Annotated in this window: 18 protein-coding genes; all 18 read right to left on the reverse strand. The window is 58.7% G+C overall.

Annotation, left to right across the window (positions count from 1 at the left end; all coding sequences use genetic code 11):
- Positions 1-8 precede the first annotated feature (8 nt).
- A complete protein-coding gene (locus ACN8M7_RS10130; RefSeq protein ID WP_490260658.1) occupies positions 9-596 on the reverse strand; it encodes an acetyltransferase in 588 nt (195 codons plus the stop codon).
- Complete coding sequence (locus ACN8M7_RS10135; RefSeq protein WP_490260659.1) at positions 593-1609, reverse strand: MraY family glycosyltransferase; 1017 nt, start codon at positions 1607-1609, stop codon at positions 593-595. Before ACN8M7_RS10135 ends, ACN8M7_RS10130 begins: the two co-directional genes overlap by 4 nt.
- Positions 1606-2568 (reverse strand): UDP-glucose 4-epimerase family protein, encoded by a 963-nt coding sequence (locus ACN8M7_RS10140; protein WP_490260660.1) that lies wholly within the window; start codon positions 2566-2568, stop codon positions 1606-1608. The genes ACN8M7_RS10135 and ACN8M7_RS10140 overlap by 4 nt, the downstream gene beginning before the upstream one ends.
- 2 nt (positions 2569-2570) lie before the next feature.
- Positions 2571-3698: a non-hydrolyzing UDP-N-acetylglucosamine 2-epimerase gene (gene wecB, locus ACN8M7_RS10145; protein WP_490260661.1), complete on the reverse strand. Its 1128-nt coding sequence runs from the start codon at positions 3696-3698 to the stop codon at positions 2571-2573.
- Positions 3691-4701: a polysaccharide biosynthesis protein gene (locus ACN8M7_RS10150; protein WP_490260662.1), complete on the reverse strand. Its 1011-nt coding sequence runs from the start codon at positions 4699-4701 to the stop codon at positions 3691-3693. The genes wecB and ACN8M7_RS10150 overlap by 8 nt, the downstream gene beginning before the upstream one ends.
- Before the next feature lie 48 nt (positions 4702-4749).
- Positions 4750-5619, reverse strand: a complete 870-nt coding sequence (locus ACN8M7_RS10155) for a dTDP-4-dehydrorhamnose reductase family protein (RefSeq protein ID WP_490260663.1) — start codon at positions 5617-5619, stop codon at positions 4750-4752.
- Position 5620: 1 nt separating this feature from the next.
- Positions 5621-6856 carry a glycosyltransferase family 4 protein gene (locus ACN8M7_RS10160; protein WP_490260664.1) on the reverse strand — a complete coding sequence of 412 codons (1236 nt, stop codon included), beginning with the start codon at positions 6854-6856 and terminating at the stop codon, positions 5621-5623.
- 3 nt (positions 6857-6859) lie between these two features.
- Positions 6860-8083, reverse strand: a complete 1224-nt coding sequence (locus ACN8M7_RS10165; protein WP_490260665.1) for a glycosyltransferase family 4 protein — start codon at positions 8081-8083, stop codon at positions 6860-6862.
- A 19-nt stretch (positions 8084-8102) separates the two neighbouring features.
- The gene (locus tag ACN8M7_RS10170; protein WP_490260666.1) at positions 8103-9224 is read right to left on the reverse strand and encodes an N-acetyl sugar amidotransferase; all 1122 of its coding nucleotides are present in this window, start codon (positions 9222-9224) and stop codon (positions 8103-8105) included.
- Positions 9214-9987, reverse strand: a complete 774-nt coding sequence (locus tag ACN8M7_RS10175) for an AglZ/HisF2 family acetamidino modification protein (protein ID WP_490260667.1) — start codon at positions 9985-9987, stop codon at positions 9214-9216. The genes ACN8M7_RS10170 and ACN8M7_RS10175 overlap by 11 nt, the downstream gene beginning before the upstream one ends.
- 1 nt (position 9988) lies before the next feature.
- Complete coding sequence (gene hisH, locus ACN8M7_RS10180; RefSeq protein WP_490260668.1) at positions 9989-10588, reverse strand: imidazole glycerol phosphate synthase subunit HisH; 600 nt, start codon at positions 10586-10588, stop codon at positions 9989-9991.
- A 132-nt stretch (positions 10589-10720) separates the two neighbouring features.
- The gene (locus ACN8M7_RS10185) at positions 10721-12154 is read right to left on the reverse strand and encodes a hypothetical protein (RefSeq protein ID WP_490260669.1); all 1434 of its coding nucleotides are present in this window, start codon (positions 12152-12154) and stop codon (positions 10721-10723) included.
- Positions 12154-13206, reverse strand: a complete 1053-nt coding sequence (gene pseI / locus ACN8M7_RS10190; protein WP_490260670.1) for a pseudaminic acid synthase — start codon at positions 13204-13206, stop codon at positions 12154-12156. The genes ACN8M7_RS10185 and pseI overlap by 1 nt, the downstream gene beginning before the upstream one ends.
- Positions 13203-14717 (reverse strand): UDP-2,4-diacetamido-2,4,6-trideoxy-beta-L-altropyranose hydrolase, encoded by a 1515-nt coding sequence (pseG, locus tag ACN8M7_RS10195; protein ID WP_490260671.1) that lies wholly within the window; start codon positions 14715-14717, stop codon positions 13203-13205. The genes pseI and pseG overlap by 4 nt, the downstream gene beginning before the upstream one ends.
- Positions 14714-15496, reverse strand: a complete 783-nt coding sequence (hisF, locus tag ACN8M7_RS10200; protein WP_490260672.1) for an imidazole glycerol phosphate synthase subunit HisF — start codon at positions 15494-15496, stop codon at positions 14714-14716. The genes pseG and hisF overlap by 4 nt, the downstream gene beginning before the upstream one ends.
- Positions 15490-16113 (reverse strand): imidazole glycerol phosphate synthase subunit HisH, encoded by a 624-nt coding sequence (gene hisH / locus ACN8M7_RS10205; RefSeq protein WP_490260673.1) that lies wholly within the window; start codon positions 16111-16113, stop codon positions 15490-15492. Before hisH (ACN8M7_RS10205) ends, hisF begins: the two co-directional genes overlap by 7 nt.
- Complete coding sequence (locus ACN8M7_RS10210) at positions 16110-17258, reverse strand: N-acetyl sugar amidotransferase (RefSeq protein WP_490260674.1); 1149 nt, start codon at positions 17256-17258, stop codon at positions 16110-16112. Before ACN8M7_RS10210 ends, hisH (ACN8M7_RS10205) begins: the two co-directional genes overlap by 4 nt.
- 1 nt (position 17259) lies before the next feature.
- Complete coding sequence (locus ACN8M7_RS10215) at positions 17260-17874, reverse strand: pseudaminic acid biosynthesis-associated methylase (RefSeq protein ID WP_490260675.1); 615 nt, start codon at positions 17872-17874, stop codon at positions 17260-17262.
- Position 17875: the final 1 nt, after the last annotated feature.

A 17875-nucleotide genomic window follows, 5' to 3' on the forward strand; every position in this document is an offset into this window, starting at 1 on the left:
TCAACACCTCAATCCCTGGCAATTAAAGCCTGGCCAGGCTTGATAACTAAACCTGGCTCGATAGCGACACCATATCCAGCACTGCAGCCTGCCTGCAGCCAAGCAGCTTCACCGACCGCGACTCCCCCAGCCAAGCAGACACCGACACCAAGATGCGCATAGTCGTCCAAAGTCGCATCATGGTCGACCACCGCTCCCGCGTTGACGATCACCCCTTGCCCCAACCGAGCCTCAGTGCCGACGACTGCCAGTGACATGATGGCTGAACCGGGCCCGATCGAGGCTGAAGGACTCACACAGGCACGAGGGTGAACCACGCTGACCAACGCAATGCCAGAGGCCGCTATCTTTTCTTGCCAGGCACGGCGCAGGCCATTATTACCAACCGCGGCGATAGCTCCGTCGGTTGCCTCTGCATGTTCAGTCAAATGGCTCAGACCGCCGACCACTGGCAGGCCAAAAACAACCTTCAGCTCAGGCCATCTATCGTCGAGAAAAACCACGTGCTGCCACTCCCCAGAGAGTAACGCCGCCTCGGCAACAGCCTTGCCGTGACCTCCAGCCCCAAGAACAAGCAATCTACGCAACTGGCTCATCTCCGCTCCAGTTCGCCAGCACGAAACTTGATAGCCAGCGCAATCAAAGGCAGGTAAGCCAGCAATAGTCCGATCAAACCATCGCCGCCTTGCGCCACCCAGACTGCCACAGGTAACAGCCAACAGAGATTGATCGCAGCAACCGCCAGAGTAACCGGTAGATGCCGGCCAAACTGACGCGAAGCGTATTGATACGCATGGCTTCGGTGAGCTTCATAAACCCTGTCGCCGCGCAGTAAACGCCGAAGGAGAGTAAAGGTCGCGTCCACCACAAAAACACCCAACAAGATCAGCCATCCCCACAGCAAGGATTGATCGATCCACGCCGCTTGCAAGGAAAGCACACCAAGCACGACACCCAGAAAGCCACTACCCGCATCGCCCATGAAGATTTTTGCAGGGGGGAAATTCCAGTAAAGAAATCCTGCCACCGCAAATGACAACAACAGCGGCAGCACTGCGGCATCGGTATACCCGTGGAGGACATACAACAGGGCGCCCCCCAAGCACACACAGATTGCCTCGATGCTGGCAATGCCGTCGATTCCATCCATGAAGTTGTAAAGGTTGAGCAACCAAACCAGATACAAAGAGGCCAGCAAATAACCCAGCCAACCAAAATCAATTGAGTGACCAACCATTACCAGCGGAGGCAGCCCACCGAGCCAGAAGAGTGCCCAAGCAGTAGCAGCGAAATGTCCGAGCAAACGCCAGCGGGCGGCAATGTGACCGTGGTCATCCAGGAATCCCAGCAATGCAATTGCCGAACCCGAGCCTAGCAGCGAGTAATAAATCTCCGCTGGCAGATCCAGACCTGTAGCGGAGGCAACACATAAGCCCAGGAGGAATGCCACCACAATGGCGATGCCTCCTCCACGAGGAGTGGGTTGAGTATGCGAGCTACGCGCGTTGGGCATATCCATCAGGCTACGGGCCAGCGCGTAACGGCGCAGCAATGCCGTAAGCCCCCACGCCACGACAGAGATGGCCACCATCAGAACCATAACGTTCATCTAGAGAGTTCTTTTAAATAGTGCGCAGCTGTCTTAGCTAGCGCTTGATCAACCGTAAAGGGAGGAGTCCAACCCAATCGCTCACGCGTCTTGTCCATGTTGATCTGTAGCGAACCACACAGGCGCTGACTCAACTGGCGCCGTCCAAGCATGATCGCAACCCGCTCAATCAACACCTGCGGTACTGGCAAGAGCCGCGCCGGGCGCCCGAGAGCGGCACTCAGGCGACGCAGCAACTCGCTGGTAGATAGATCCTCGCCGTCGCAGACCAGAAAACGCTGTCCGCTGGCCCCTGGATGGGTAAGGCACACAACCAACAAGTCCACCAGATTATCCAGTGCAACCAGACTGCGGCGGTTATCTATGGCACCGAGGGGCAACGGCACCCCTCGCTGCAACCAGCGCATCATACTCAAGAAGTTGGCCTTGACCCCGGGGCCATAGATCAAAGGCGGACGGACGATGACCACTTCCAGCCCTGTTTCAGCGGCAAGGGCCAGCAACTCATCCTCCGCCTCTCGCTTTGAGATGCCGTAAGGGTCCGTCGCATTCGAAACATCATCGGCTCTATAAGCCTGCCCCGGCAGAGTCTGCTCACCGTTGACTTTGATCGAGCTGACGAAGACGAAACGTCGCACGCCCGCCGCCACGGCCTGACGAGCCAGGCGAAGCGTACCCTCGACGTTGGCTCGACGAAACTCCGCCAGTGGATCGGCGGCCTGCTCATGCATCACATGCACCCGCGCCGCACAGTGAATGACCGCATCCACATCCGCGAGCGCCTGCGACCAGTCGGCCTCAGCCTCCAGCGAGGGAGCCAGGCAGTACTCCACCCCGGCAAGTGGAGCAACCGGCGCCTTGCGCTGAGCACAGCGCAACCGATGCGAACCGTCGGCCAGCAGACGCGCCTGTACAGCGCGGCCAACGAAGCCGCTGGCGCCAGTCAGCAGAACACGCATGCTCAGTCCTTGCGCCAGACAGTACGGTTCACGTAGTCGGTATAACTGAGCACCACCCGCACCACCTGCAGCGATACTGGACCGCCCTCGTAGTCCGGCACCAGCGGGATCATTCGTTCACCAGCCTGATGCTGACTGGTGATGACCCTGACCGCAGACAACACCGAATCCTTCTTCAACCCGCTCATGATCAACGTGCCCTGATCCATACCCTCGGGGCGCTCATGAGCATTGCGCAGCGTTACCGCAGGCAGGTTGAGTAGAGAGGCTTCCTCGGTGATGGTGCCGCTGTCGGAAAGCACGCAGAAGGCGTTCATCTGCAGCTTGATGTAATCGAGCAGACCGAATGGCTTGGAGAAGCGGATCAGTGGGTGATCCAGCGATTCTCCCAGCGCCTCCAGTCGCTTACGTGTACGAGGATGGGTCGAGACAATCAGCGGGAAGCCATACTCGTCGGCCAGCACTCGCAAGGTGGCAAGCAGATCGCGCAGGTTGTCCGGAGTGTCGACGTTCTCTTCACGATGGGTGCTGACGATGAAGAACTTTCCGGCCTCGAGCCCCTCACGAGTGAGCACGTCGGAGGCCTCGATCTTTGGCCTGTAGTAATCCAGCACCTCATGCATGTGCGAGCCAGTCTTGATGATGGTCTCAGGGCGAATGCCCTCGGCGATCAAATAGCGACGGGCATGCTCAGTAAGCACCAGGTTAATGTCGGAGAGATGATCGAGCACCTTGCGGTTGAGCTCTTCCGGAACCCGCTGATCAAAGCAGCGGTTGCCCGCTTCCATGTGGAAAACCGGAATTTTACGACGTTTGGCAGCGATTACCGCCAGACAGGTATTGGTATCGCCATAGAGCAGCAACGCATCAGGCTTTTCCAGTTCGAATACGGCGTCCGCCTTGGCAATCACCTCGGCGATGGTCTGTGCGGCAGTTTCGCCGGCGGCACCGAGAAAGTGATCGGGCTTACGGATCTCCAGATCGTCAAAGAAGACCTGGTTGAGCTCGTAGTCGTAATTCTGCCCCGAGTGCACCAGCACGTGGTTGACCTGGCGGTCCATCTCGGCGATCACTCGGCTCATCTTGATCAGTTCCGGGCGGGTCCCGACCAGTGTCATGACCTTAAGCATCGAGCTGCTCCTTGATGTAATCGAGCTTCAGCAGGAGCTCCTTGATGCCGGGTATGTCCAGACGATGGGTATTGTGCGAGGTGTAGTCGTCCAGCTCGGAGATCTTCTCCTCGCCCTCGACGAAGTATTTCTTGTAGTTCAAATCGCGGTTATCGGCTGGAATGCGGTAGTAGCGCCCCATGTCCTCGGCCTTGGCCATTTCCTCGCGCGATACCAGCGACTCGTAAAGTTTCTCGCCATGCCGAGTACCGATGACTCGCACCGGGTTGTCGTGGCCGAAGAGCTCCTTGAGCGCCTGGGCCAAATCTCCGACGGTTGAGGCGGGCGCCTTCTGCACGAACAAGTCGCCCTGCTCGCCATGCTCGAAGGCATGCAGCACCAGGTCGACCGAGTCTTCCAGCGACATCAGGAAACGCGTCATCTGCGGGTCGGTCACAGTCAGCGGCTCACCGCCGCGCAATTGATCGATGAACAGAGGGATTACCGAACCGCGCGAAGCCATAACGTTGCCGTAACGGGTAGCACAGACCACGGTACCGCCCTCGGGAATCATCCGCGACTTGGCGACCATCAGCTTCTCTGCCATGGCCTTTGAAATACCCATGGCATTGATCGGGTACACAGCCTTGTCAGTCGAAAGCACCACCACGCGCTTCACACCGCTGGCGATAGCGGCATTGAGCACGTTCTCGGTACCGTTGACGTTGGTACGCACCGCTTCCATCGGGTAGAACTCGCAGGACGGTACCTGCTTGAGTGCCGCCGCATGGAAGATGTAGTCGACGCCGACCATGGCCTGTTTGAGGCTGTCGTAATCACGAACATCGCCGATGTAGAACTTGACCTTGTCGTTGGCCAGGGCGATGCGCATATCCTCTTGCTTCTTCTCGTCGCGGGAGAAGATGCGAATCTCGCGCACATTGGTATCGAGGAAGCGCCGCAACACCGTATGGCCAAAGGAACCGGTGCCACCGGTGATCATCAATACCTTGTTGTCGAACATAAAACCTTCCAGAAGGTAAACATAGCCAAACAGCTATGTGGATTCTCTTTACAGCGAATAATAGCGCTGCTCATACATACGCCGGATCAGCTCTGGCCATGCCGGAGCGACATAACCTGTGGCGTCACGAAAACGCGAGCCGTCCAGCGATCTATCTATCATCAGCGCATCGTCGGGGCTAATACCAACCTTATTGCCGTACTGCGCCGCAACCAAACCAAGCAGCTTGAACTTGTCGATCGGCGCGGCGGCAACATGATACAGACCATTGAGTCGTGGGTGCGGAATCACGAAGTCCTTAATTACCCGCGCTAGTTCCGGCGTTGGCAGACCAGAGAAGATCGCCTTGGTAAAGCCCCTGACATTGCCCTGCTGCGACAAGAACCAGTCCACCAGCGCGTGGCTTGAATCAAGTTCGTGACCAATAATTGAAGTGCGCAGGGTGATCGCGTGCGGTAAATCATGCAGCTCGCCAATGTATTTGGACTTTCCGTAAAGATCCTCGGCATCTGATGGGTCACTTTCTCGATACAACCCCTTACGCCCGGAAAAGACACAATCAGTGCTGACATGAATGAGCCTTGCACCGACCAACTCGCATAGATGCGAGAGACGATGCGGCAGCATGGCATTGATCGGCAGTGCGGTCAGCGGATCCTTAGCATGGGATAGGTGCTTTATTAACCCGACACAATTGATAACCACGTCAGGCCTCACCCGGGCTATGACAGAGGTCAACGTATCTTGGTCCAGCACATCAATGCCACAGAGCAAGCGCGCATGGCTGCCCTGCGGAAAGTGATGCAGGGCAGAAGCACTGCGCAGCGTGCCCCAGGCCTGGTAAGCCGCATCGGCAGAAAAAACGCGAAAGACGGCATTGCCGAGCATACCGGTGACACCCAGGACGAGAACCTTCATATCATTCACAACCTTTGCTGAAAGGCGTTCCCGCCATATACTTCACCAAGATTTCAACCTGCCGCTCCATCTCAAAATTGGCATCAAAATAAGCCTTGCCAGACCGGCCCATGGTCATACGCTCCGCCCCCCCCATCTCTTTGATACGTCGAATGTTAGCCACCAGCGGCAGCACCTGTTCGGCCGGCGAGGCGAGGCCTGCGTGCGCCTCGCAGACCACTCGCCCCCCCTCGCCATTCATACAGGCGATGATTGGTCGACCAGCGGCTAGGTATGCCTGAATCTTGCTGGGGATGGTCTTTGCGAAGGCCGGTTCATTGTTCAGCGATACAAGCAGGGCAGAAGCGCGCTCGAAGATCTGCGGCATCGCCTCCATGGGGAAGCGTCCTGGCAGTACAAGATTATCCAGACCATGCGACTGCTGCTGTGCCTTGAGCCAGGCCAGGCGGCTACCGCTACCCACCAGAACCAGACGGATATGCGGATCATCTCGCAGATGAACCGCCGCCTGCACGATGGTTTCCAGCGCCTGTGCTGTACCAAGGTTACCGGCGAAAACAACGCAGAAATATTTTTCGAGCATCTCAAGCAACTCGCTAGGTATCGGCGCCACGTCATTCGGGCTGCTTACATCCATGGAGTTGGGGTAGTACTGAATCTTCGCGTGGTCAGCGTAGTGCGCCACCGGTTCGACGAACGCCCGCGACTGCACCAGCAGGATGTCGCACGGGCGGTAGATAGCACGCACCATCCAGCCCACCGCACGCAACAGATACGGATTGCGCACGAAACCCGTGGCCGAGAGACTCTCCGGCCACAGGTCCTGCACCCACAGGACCAGTTTCGCCTTCTTCAGCCACTTGAGCAGGATTGCCGGAATCGCCTGAGTGATCGGCGATGGCGCAAATACCAGAATCGCGTCGAACTGGCGCCCTCGCAGCATCCATGGCAGGCACAGCAGACCGCTGAATACAAAGGACAGGTAATTGAGGATCAGATTCTTCGCCCCACCCTGCCCGCGCGGCCACAGCGGCACCCTTAGTACGTCGATGCGTCCCAAGTAGCGTTCGCGCTGGGTACCTGCGGCGCGGTAGCCATCGAAGACCTTTCCATCGGGATAGTTGGGCTTGCCGGTGGCGACCACCGCCTCGTGGCCCTGCGCGTCGAGCGTCCGCACGATGTCATTAATGATGAAGCTTTCCGGCCAGAAGTACTGGGAAAGCACCAAGATACGCATTTCTCAGCGCCCCTTTGGTGTTGAAGCAAGTCTACGATAAATACCAAGCATATGCGCAGCATTGGCCTCGATCGAAAAGGTCTGCTCGGCCCACCCCCTAGCCTGCTCACCAAGTCGGCCACGCAGCTCAGTATCTTGCACCAGTCGTTGAAGGGCATCAGCGATCAGGGAAGGTTCCGGCTCAGACACCGCCAGTCCAGTCACTTCATGCAACAAGGCATCGGGTAATGGGTCCTTTACAGCTACAACACTCGGCACACCATAAAAAGCCGCTTCGAAAACCGGACGCCCGGCAGCATCAAGATGCGAGGGAAAACACAGGATATCCAGTTGCGGATAGAGCTCGCGGACATCGCTGACGAAGCCAAGCATTTTGACGTGCCCCTGCAGTCCTTCTCGTTGGATCAAAGCTTCCAGCTCTGCACGCACGTCGCGCGAAAAACCTAACTTGCCCAGAATCCAGGCTTTGAAACCGGAGAGCTGACGAGCATTTTCGCCGGCAATCCAGCACTCGACAACTACCCCCCGGTCCCTCAACAGGCACATAGCTTCAACCAGCTCAAAGATGCCTTTCAGCGGGATCAATACGCCCAGAAATCCGACGCGAACTACGGAGTCCGCAGGTCGAATAGACGCCATTGAATGCTGCTCGACACTCAAGCCGTTATGAACGATGTATACCTTAAGATCGCTCGCCAGAGTTGCAGCAACCGTGTGATCAATAGCAACTACAATGTCAGCATGTTTTCTCAACAGCCTATTGATCAACGCTGTACGCCACCCCGTACCGGGTTTGCGCTGCAAGGACCGTACATGAACAACCAGGGGCACACGCAACATCCACTTGGCAACGACACCGAGTGGCAACAAGGTGATCTCGTTGATATGAATAAGATTGAAAGACTCGCAACGCAGTTTCCATAGCCCCCGGAGAGAAAACGGCAGCAACAGCAACTCGCGCAGCAAAATCAGCCAGCGCACCCTGCGATAATAGCCGTAGCGCGTATTGTCAAACTGGCTGAGCCCTTTTACGGCTCGAACATCCAGTCCAATGGCACTAAATGACTTGACCACAGGCCCTTCTGGCGTCAATACGGTTCCTTGAACGCCACTTGTTTTCAGAAGAGAGAACAGCTCAATCAAACTCTTAGATGCGCCACCGAAAGCCGCAGCGGGGTGTAAATACAAAACTTTCAATAGACACCGCCCATTCACATAGTCATCCACGCTCTCCAGCCACACGCAATCAGGCAGAACGCCTCATCTGGTAAAGCTTGCGGATGAAATCCCAGGCGAAACGTTCACTGGGATAAGCGTCGTGCGGTTTACCAGGACGCCGCAGATACTCTTCAAGCTGGTTCTCGGACCAAGCCATTTTTTTCAAGAAATATTTGCGGTCACGCTCCAGTTCCTCAGGCGAGGCATAAGGAGAATCCTGCAGATACGTCAGTGCCTGTTCGCGACTCATCTGGCCACTCATCACCAGCGTCGAGAGATGCAGCTTGCGTTTATCCACATCGAATTTTTCTGGAAGGATGTAACCCTGATAGAAACGTGTGAAGACCGATTCATAGTGTTTATAGGGATAACGCTTGTAGGCATATTCCTGCTCAAGCAGCTCCAGGGCTGCTTCCTTCTGGTAGTCGTAAAGGTCGAGAAATGATGCCCACTGAATTCCACGTACGACGCGGTTGTACACGTAGCCAAGCGTTCCCATGATCGGGAAGGTTCGGATCCGCACCGAATTGCGCCGAGCGATCGCCTTGATGTTGCGCTTGTCCCACTTGCGCCAGTTCCACCCCTCCGGCATCGGCATTCCTTCCGTAGCGGAGTTGCTTCCCGACAGGATGTACTTAATGCCGTAGCGCCGCGCCTGCTCGTAGTTCACCGCCAGCATCGCGTTGTCGTAAAGCAACTCCACATCGATAACATCGGCGTCGAAGAATGCCTGCATCAGGCCCTTGTACTCAGGCCAGTCGATAACGTGGGTGTACAGGTCAACACCGAGACGGGTGACCAGATTCTTGATGTTGTTGACCGCCAGCTCAGAATTCCAGTTGTTGTCCATGTGCACGGCCAATGGCCGCAAGCCTTCGCGCAGGGCTAGATGAAGCACATAGGAGCTATCCACTCCACCGGAAAGACCGATGATGCAGTCATATTTCTTACCCTTGCCAGCCTTCTTCACTTTGTCCACGAATGCCCTGCGCTGCTCCGCTCGCTCGCGCTCGGGGGCGAAGACCACGCCGTTGACGCGCTGCTGGAAATAAGTGCAGTAGCTGCAAACGCCCGCTTCGTCGAAAGTGATTGCGGATGCGCTGTCGTCCATCACACACCGCGAACAGATCCTGCGTTCTTTAAGAAACATCCTTACCTCTGAAAATCGACTCGAGCTCTGAATAATTGGGGTAGCTGATCAGCACCGCACGATGCGGCCCCTGCAACACGAACAGGCTGCCTGCAGCGACCGCAGAAGCACCCGTCTCGATCGCCTCCACGAAATGCCCTAGCTCCGCAGCACCACCCAGGGCTATCAGCGGCACATCTACTGCATCAGCAGCCGCCTTGATCAGACGCAGGTCATATCCCTGCTGCATCCCGTCACGATCCACGGAGTTGAGTAGGACCTCGCCAGCGCCGGCGGATACGATCGAACGGAGCGTTTGAAGCCAGTCTGCGGACAGTGCCCGACGGGAAGACGAAGACCACAGACGATAACGCCCCAGCCAGTCACGCTTGATATCAATGGAAACAACCACGCTCTGGCTGCCGAAGCGCTGGGCGATCTCCGTGACCAGCGCCGGATTCTGAAGTGCCGACGTCTGCAGCACAACTTTCTCTACACCGGAAGAGAAGATTCGCCGCGCCTGCTCGATCGTGGATATCCCGCCACCGTAACCAAGAGGCATGAAGCACTCGCCAGCAATGCTATCGATCAGCGCATAGTCCGGCTCACGCCCCTGCCGGCTGGCGTCGATGTCGAGCAACACCAGTTCATCAACTTCCTTTTCATTGAAGATGCGGATGGCATTGATCGGATCGCCGATGTACTTGTGCTTGCCGAACTTCTGGGTTTTTACCAAGCCGCCGTCGCGCAAAAGCAGGGCCGGTATCACACGATGCTTGAGCACCTCATACCTCCAGGAAGCGACGGAAGAGTTCCACGCCGAATCGATGGCTCTTCTCAGGGTGAAACTGGAAGCCCCAGATATTTGCATGGCGAAAGGCAGCCACGAAGGTTTCGCCGTATTCGCATTCCAGCAACACATCCGCAGGATCAGCGCATTCGACCCGGTAGGCATGCACGAAGTAGAAACGCCGCGGATCGACCGATGCTGGTAACAGCTCATCCGCACGCACCTGTCGCACCTCGTTCCAGCCCATGTGCGGTACCTTCAGCCGCGGGTCGCTGGGACGAAAGCGTCTTGCCTGTGCGTCGATCCAGCCGAGCCCCGGCTCCTGGCCTTCTTCGCTGCCGCGAGTCAGCAACTGCATGCCCAGACAGATGCCCATGAGGGGTACCCTGCGCTGATGCACGGCCTGCTCCAGCGGTCCGATCCAGCCCCCCTGACGCAAGCTGCCGATGCCGTGGTCAAACGCACCAACGCCCGGCAAAACGAGCTTGGCGGCACTGTCCAGCTCATCTGGCGTGCGGATGATGCGCGCCTCGCCACCCACGTGCTGGATCATGTTGACGACCGAAGCCAGATTGCCGCAGCCATAGTCGATCACTGAAATTGTCTGTACGGCCAAAATTCGCTACCGTTTGAAGTAACTTCACGGATTGCCGGCCCATGGCCGACCCGCATAATTTAGGGGCGCAAGGATACGCTTTTTGCAGTTCCTTGACCGCCCGACGTTGGTTCAGCCCGACGCTCCCAAGGCATGGGCCAGATACTTCCGGAAATTGCCGGCCCAGCCAGGCGCCCAGATCTCCTCCGCGAGCGCCTCTGTTTGCGCAGACCGGGGTGCCTGCAGCGCCTCCACCAGCGCCCGAGCATCAGCGAAGCTACAGAATGGATGCTGCGGATAACTGAAGCGCGCCTTGGCGGTCTCCCAGAGCAATACCCTGCCCGCTATTCCCTGTGCCTCAAACAGCCCGGTAGAAACCTCTCCCACGACAGCGTGAGCCGTGGCAAACGAGCTGTAGATATCCCGATTAGAATCGATCAACACATCACCCGCGCGTCCTTCGGGAAAACGCAACTGGACCTCGGCACGTTCCAGCGGATGCGGCCGCAACACGATGCGGTAGTGGCCACGCAGCAACTGCGCCAGTTCCTGGGACAGCGCCAGATAAAGTGAAAATTCGATTCCATCGCCGAGCAGCAGGATATCCGTCTGCGCCCCCTGAGCCGGCGAAATGGACCGGCGCTGCTCGCTATAATGCGGGTTACCAATCACCCATTTCTGCACCGGTACATTGATCTGGCTGTTCCACCAGGCGCCGTACCCCAGGAAGTCATGCGGCAGGCAGGCGCGGTACGCCTCGCTCTCTCGCAAAACAGGGGCATAGCAATAGGCGTCGTGGCCGCCGGACACCATTCCGTGCTGGGGCTCAGCCACGCGGACGCCCATCTCACGCGCGACCTGATTGAAGAGCGCAAAATCCCCGTAACAGGCCTGTTCCAGCAGTACCAGGCGGGGTTGCACCCGTTCCAGCAGGCGGCGATAGGCATATTGCATGACGGGCAGTCGCGCCAGCTTGCGCGCCAGCATTCCGACGAGCATGTCCATATTCGAATCGGCGATAGTCAGCCCCAGCAACTGCGCGGTCCGCTGCCTCGCGTATTCGAGCAGTTCACGCGCGGCTGCCACGTGACGGTCACGCATCAGAAGGCGACCCGTTAGCGTGATTGCGCCCTGCCAGGGCAGCCAGTAGGCGACTCGCTGGTTCCAGCGCGGGTACGGTACATGCCAGTCCACAACGCCTTCGACCATCACCGTGTCTGTGGGGGACTCCTGCGCCAGATAGTCGGTGATGCGGTTGAACCAGCGACCCTCTCGTTGAAAATGTCCGGCACCGGTGCCGATCACCAACACCTCACCGCGCATCCGACCCTGCTGCAGATTGTGTCCGAGCACTCGTGAAAGTGCCCCGAGCGCCTGCCGGCGCGGCACTGCCGGCACGGCCGCGACCAGTGGCGCCTGCTGGTAGTAGAGGTCGGAAATCAGCTGACGCAGGAACTGATTGCGCACCAATGGCCAGAGCAGCGCGCCGCTGTGCGGACAACGAAACTCAAGGAACACCGGATCGTTTTCGATCTCGATCAACTGGGCAAGACTGGGCTGCGTCACTAGATGAGATCCCAGCTGATGGGGGTGCCTCGCTTGATCGCCTGCTTGGCATGCTTGCCGATGACCTGCTCGAAGTACTTCGGCGGCAACCCAAGACCGGGGCGAATAATACGGACATTGATTGGCGTCAGCAGCTCACCTGCGGCGATGTCTTCACTGGCGTATATGGAGCGGCGGAACACCCGGCTCTTTTCCTCGGCAGCAGTAGCGCCATAGCTGACGCGACCCAGCGACTGCCAGGCGCGCTCGGTTTCGACGACCAGTTGGGCCATCTCCTGCGGTTCCATGGAGAAGGCGCTGTCGACCCCGCCCTCGGCGCGGCTCAGGGTGAAGTGCTTCTCCACCACGCTTGCGCCAAGCGCGACAGCCGCTACGGACACGCCGACGCCCATGGTGTGATCGGAAAGACCGGTTTCACAGCCGAACAGCTCGCGCAGGTGAGGAATGGTCAGGATGTTGGTGTTCTCCGGTGACGCCGGATAAGTGCTGGTGCACTTGAGCAGGATCAGGTCCTTGCAACCGGCCCGCCGAGCGGCACGGACAGTCTCGTCCAACTCGGCGACCGTAGCCATGCCGGAGGAAATAATCATTGGCTTGCCGGTCGCAGCCACACGGCGGATCAACGGCAAGTCGGCATTCTCGAAGGACGCGATCTTATAGCAAGGCACGTCCAGCGACTCGAGAAACTCCACAGCCTTGTCATCGAAGGGTGTGCTGAAAGCGATCATGCCCAGCTCCCGCGCCCGGTCGAAGATCGGCTTGTGCCATTCCCAGGGGGTGAATGCCTCGCCATAGAGCTTGTACAGAGAGGTGCCAGCCCAGAGGCTATTGGAATCGCCGATATGGAACTCGCCCTCATCCAGATCCAGCGTCATCGAATCCGCCGTGTAGGTCTGGATCTTCAGAGCATGAGCACCCGTGCGGGCAGCTGCCTCGACGATCTGCAGCGCACGCTCCAGCGACTGGTTATGGTTGCCGGACATCTCGGCAATGACGAAGGGCTCGTGGTCACGGCCAATGCAACGGTTTGCGATCTTGATTGACTCAGTCATAGTTCAGGCAGCTTCTTTGAAAACAGCGTGTTGTCGACGTCATAGCCTGCGGCCATGAACAACCCCTTGGAGACGGCGTTGCCACCCATGACCTGAGCATGCAGCTGCCGCACTTCGCGACGATGCTCCATGAGCCAGTCCTCGGCACTTTGCAACAGATCGCCCCCGCGACAGCGCACTGGCCTTTCGGGGACGAGATAAATGGATACTTCGGCCAGCTCAGCGTCGATGTCGAAGCGTACGACACCCACAGCCACCCCGCCCTGCAGGCCAACCAGCAGCTTGCGCCGAGGATCGTCAAGCACGCCGGCGAACCAGCGACAGTGGTCTTCCCAGGCAATCTCTTCACGGTTGCGCGAGACAGCGCGGATCGAGGGGTGATTGCGCCAGCGGAACAGATGCCCGGAGTCTTCTGCACACGCCTCGCGCACGCTCAGCCCACTGCAGCCCATGCGCGTGGCCAGACGCTGAGCGCCCAGGCCATCCACGGCAGCCATGCCTGCCCGGGAGATCAACTGGCGCAAGGCAGCGCTGTGCAGCAATGCCTGCAGGTGCAGGGCAAGAGTCGCCTGCACGTCCGCACCGGCCTCGGGTGCATAAACCAGGCCCTGTGCGGCCGCATCGGCCAGCTGGCGTGTCTGGTTATCCGCTGCACTCAGCGCCAGGGTGGGCAATCCAAGGCTGCAGCGCTCCCAGGTCGCCGTACCGCCCGCCCCGATGGCCAGATCGGCACTCGCCATCAGCTCAGCCATTCGCGGGGTCTGCACATGGCAACGATAACCCTGGGTCTGACACAACGACTCGATGGCAGCGCGCTGCGGATGCTGTACGCCAAGCACCACGTCCACCTCGAAACTGGCCGGACCAACGTCTGCCAGCGCCGCCAGCGCCTGCCCGGTGAAATTGCGCGCGTCGACACCACCAAAGAACACCAGTACGCGCCTGACCTGGGTCCGAGGATCGGCCAGAGTTTCACGCAATTCCCGGAACTCATCGCGCAGCAGGGCGAACTTCGGCCCGAGCAGCTGATGACAGGTCTGCGGAACCTTGTCGGAGTAGCGCGTCTGCATGTCCTGATACAGGTTCTGATCGAGCAGCAAGTCGCAGTCGTGCCGACGGTCCGCCAGGTCATCGATCACCAGGATCTTTCTGGCGGCCTGCCGCAGCTGAGTTTCCCAACGGCAGTCCAGTGCGTAGTGATCGACGATCAGCCAGTCATGCAACTGGCCCTGCAGCTCCGCCAGGCAGTCGGCAGCATCGCTGTTCTGATCGCAGCCCAACCAGCTAGAGTGCGCCAGGTCACCCACGCAGGTGCCAGCCTCGCGCACAGGTAGATGACGCAGGGTGTGACCCTGACACCGAACCAATTCCTGCAGATGCGCCGGCAAATCACGGCTGAGAAAAACGCATTGCACGCCGCGCTTGAGCAGAGTGTCGGCCAGCGTCAGACACCGCATGAAGTGCCCGGTTCCGATCTTCTCACTGGCATCAACGCGCAGAACCACCTTCACGGATTCGCCTCACCGACGAAATTGCGCCGCACTGGAATACCGGCAGCCTGCATCGCCGTTTTGGCCCCGGCTGGGGTGAGCTCAGTGAAGTGGAAGATACTAGCTGCGGCAACTGCCGATGCGCCTGCCTGCTGTACCACATCGACCATGTGCTGGTAGCTGCCAGCGCCGCCGGAAGCGATAACCGGAATATCCACGGCGCGAGCGACCCGCTCCACCAGCGCCAGGTCGTAGCCCGCCATGCTGCCATCGCGCTCAATGGAGGTTAGCAATATTTCGCCAGCGCCTCGGTCGGCCAGCTCGCGCGCCCAGGCCAGCACCTCGCGCCCCGTATCTTGCGTCCCGGCGTGACTGAAACATCGGTAGCCACCAACGTCCAGTTGGCGCACATCGATGCTTGCAACCACGCATTGCGCGCCAAATCTTGACGCGGCCGCATCGATCAGCGAAGCATCAGCATAGGCCGCACTGTTGATGGCGATCTTGTCGGCACCGCTGTGCAGCAACGCCAACACCTGCTCCAGACTGCTGATGCCACCACCCACGGTCAGCGGCACCGCGCACTCCTCGGAAAAATCGTTGACCGAGTCATGATCCGGCAACTCGCTCTCCAGAGTGGCGTTGATATCCACCAGGATCAGCTCGTCGACATCACGGGCGTTGTAGACCTTGACCGCCGGCAGTACCGGCCCAACGCGACGCCAACTATCGAAGCCAACACCCTTGACTAGGCCCAGGCCTTTCCACAGCAGCGTCGGTATGACACGAACCTTCAACATGGCGAATAACTCAGGAAATTGCGCAACAGGCGGCGGCCCGCCTTGGAGCTTTTCTCCGGATGGAACTGACAGCCGAACACATGATCGCGGCGCACGGCAGCCGTCAGATCGACGCCGTAGGGCACGCTCGCCAGCAAGTGCTCACGCAGCTCGGGAACGAAGGCGTAGCTGTGTACGAAATAGAAATCAGCAGCAGACGGAATGCCTTCGAAGAGAACATCTTCCTGCACGTGGCAAACCTCGTTCCAGCCGATATGCGGAATGCGCAGTGTGCAACCCAGCGCATCCAGCCGGCGCACCTGCCCAGGAATCAACCCGAGACCGGGCGTGACGCCGCCTTCGTGACCTTCCCCGGCAAGCATCTGCATGCCCAGGCAGATTCCTAGAAGAGGCTTGCCCTGTTCACTAACTAGCTCGCGCAGCGCATCGCTCCAGCCCCCCTGATCCAGGTGCGCCATGCCTTCGGCAAAGGCACCTACGCCAGGTAGCACAATGCGATTGACGTCATAGAGCGCCGACGGGTGATTAGCGATCAGCGGCTCGGCGCCCAGCTCTTCAAAGGCCCGGCGCACCGAGCCAAGATTGCCCATCCCGTAGTTGACGATGGCGATCTTCATGGATTGTCGTGATTCAGCTTTTCGAGGTTGCCATGCCGATCCTTCACTAGCGCACCCGACGCATCACGCTTGAAGATCTTCTTGTTGGTGAAGCGGTCGCAGATCTTGATGAACTCGTCGGTGGTCATTCCTAGCGGCTCAAGGATATCTGCCAACGATTTGCCCAAGTAGCTCCAGGGGAATTTTCCGTCACGCGCCTTGACGATCTCGATGGCGTCCTGACGCGTGATACGACCCCGCCGCACGTGCAGGCAGGCGATGTCAGTCGCGCGGGAAAAGCCGAATTTCAGATACTTGAAGTAGTCGTGGATGCCGGTCTGGTGGTTGTCCAGGTTCTCGTAATTCACCATAGAGCCTTCGACCGGTTCGTCGTAAGTAACGAAGCCATTGGCCTGGGCGATCAGTGCATTCGACAGGCCATCCCAGGGCAGGTAATGACCGAGGAACAGGCCGGTCACGCCGACTCGCTGCAGCTCCGCGTCGGATGGGTACTGATACGGCAACAGATGGCGTTGCTCGATGCCGTAGGTCTCGGACAGGTCCGAGACGCGCAAGCCGAGCAGGCCGCCAAATTCTTCCAGCCAGCGCCGGGTCAGGGTGTTGTTCTCGGTCGCCGCTGCCGGGCCGCCATATTCGTTCTGCGAGTTCTCGCCCCAGACGATCAGAGGCACGTTGTACTGCACCGCTGCACGCACCGGGATGGTGAAGATGCCGACATGCTCCGGCCAGGAAATATCACCCACCTCGGTCAGGCCAATGCGATTGAGCTTAGCGCGCACCAGAGGGTTGGGCGAGAACTCGACGTGATCCACGCCCAGACGCTGCAGGTTCTCGATGTTTCGCCGACCGAGCTCACTCAGGTCGCAAGTGGTAGAGGTCACGCACAGCGGATTGAGGCCAAGCTGCAGCATGCGAATCACCTGATAGGTGCTGTCCTTGCCGCCGCTCACCGGAACGATGCAGTCCCAGTTGCTGCCGTGCCTCCGGTACTTCTCCAGTAGCGTCAGCAGCTCGTTCTTGCGCTGGTCCCAATCGACTTCCTTGCGTTTCTCGTATGAGCGGCAGGCATTGCAGACGCCCTCCTCGTCAATGTGCAGATCCGGCTTGGTATGCGGCATCACGCAACGAACACAGTACTTGAGCATCTCAGGCCCCCTTTTCCATCAGGAACCACGTGATGTCGTCCTGCGGGAATGCAGGATCGCGACGATAGGCGAAGCCATAATCGACCAGTTTCAAGTCCGGATACTTGTCCATCATCTCGCCAGCGAAATCGCGCTTGAACAGCCGGTCGGCGTGCCCGCGGTAGGAAATCGCCACCGGCGAGGGGTTGTAGTACTCGCATACCAACACAAAGCGACGGGACGCGGTGTAGAGCTTCTCGTAAACCACCGGCAACATATCCGGATTGATGTGGATGAGCACACCCTTGATCAGGGAAAGGTCCACCTGCTGCTCGACCGGGTAGTTGAAAATCGAACCTTCGTAGACGTTGTCCTGGCCTATGTGCGAGCGCAGCTGGGCAGCAGCGTCGGGATTGATCTCGACACCATGCAGGGCCACATCTGGATACAGCAGCTGCAGGGCGCGCAGGTTCATCCCGATGTTGGCACCAAACTCGACTGCCGAGCTGACCCGCCCCGCCTGCTTGAGGGCCTTGGTGAAGAAATTCAGATTGGAAGCCAGCAACTGCTGGCTATCGTTACGGCCGATGTACTCGGAGCCGAACTCGCCCGCCCAGAAGCCTTCCTGCGGCGTCACA

The sequence above is a fragment of the Pseudomonas spartinae genome, assembly GCF_965197125.1.
Classification (GTDB): Bacteria; Pseudomonadota; Gammaproteobacteria; order Pseudomonadales; family Pseudomonadaceae; genus Aquipseudomonas; species Aquipseudomonas composti_A.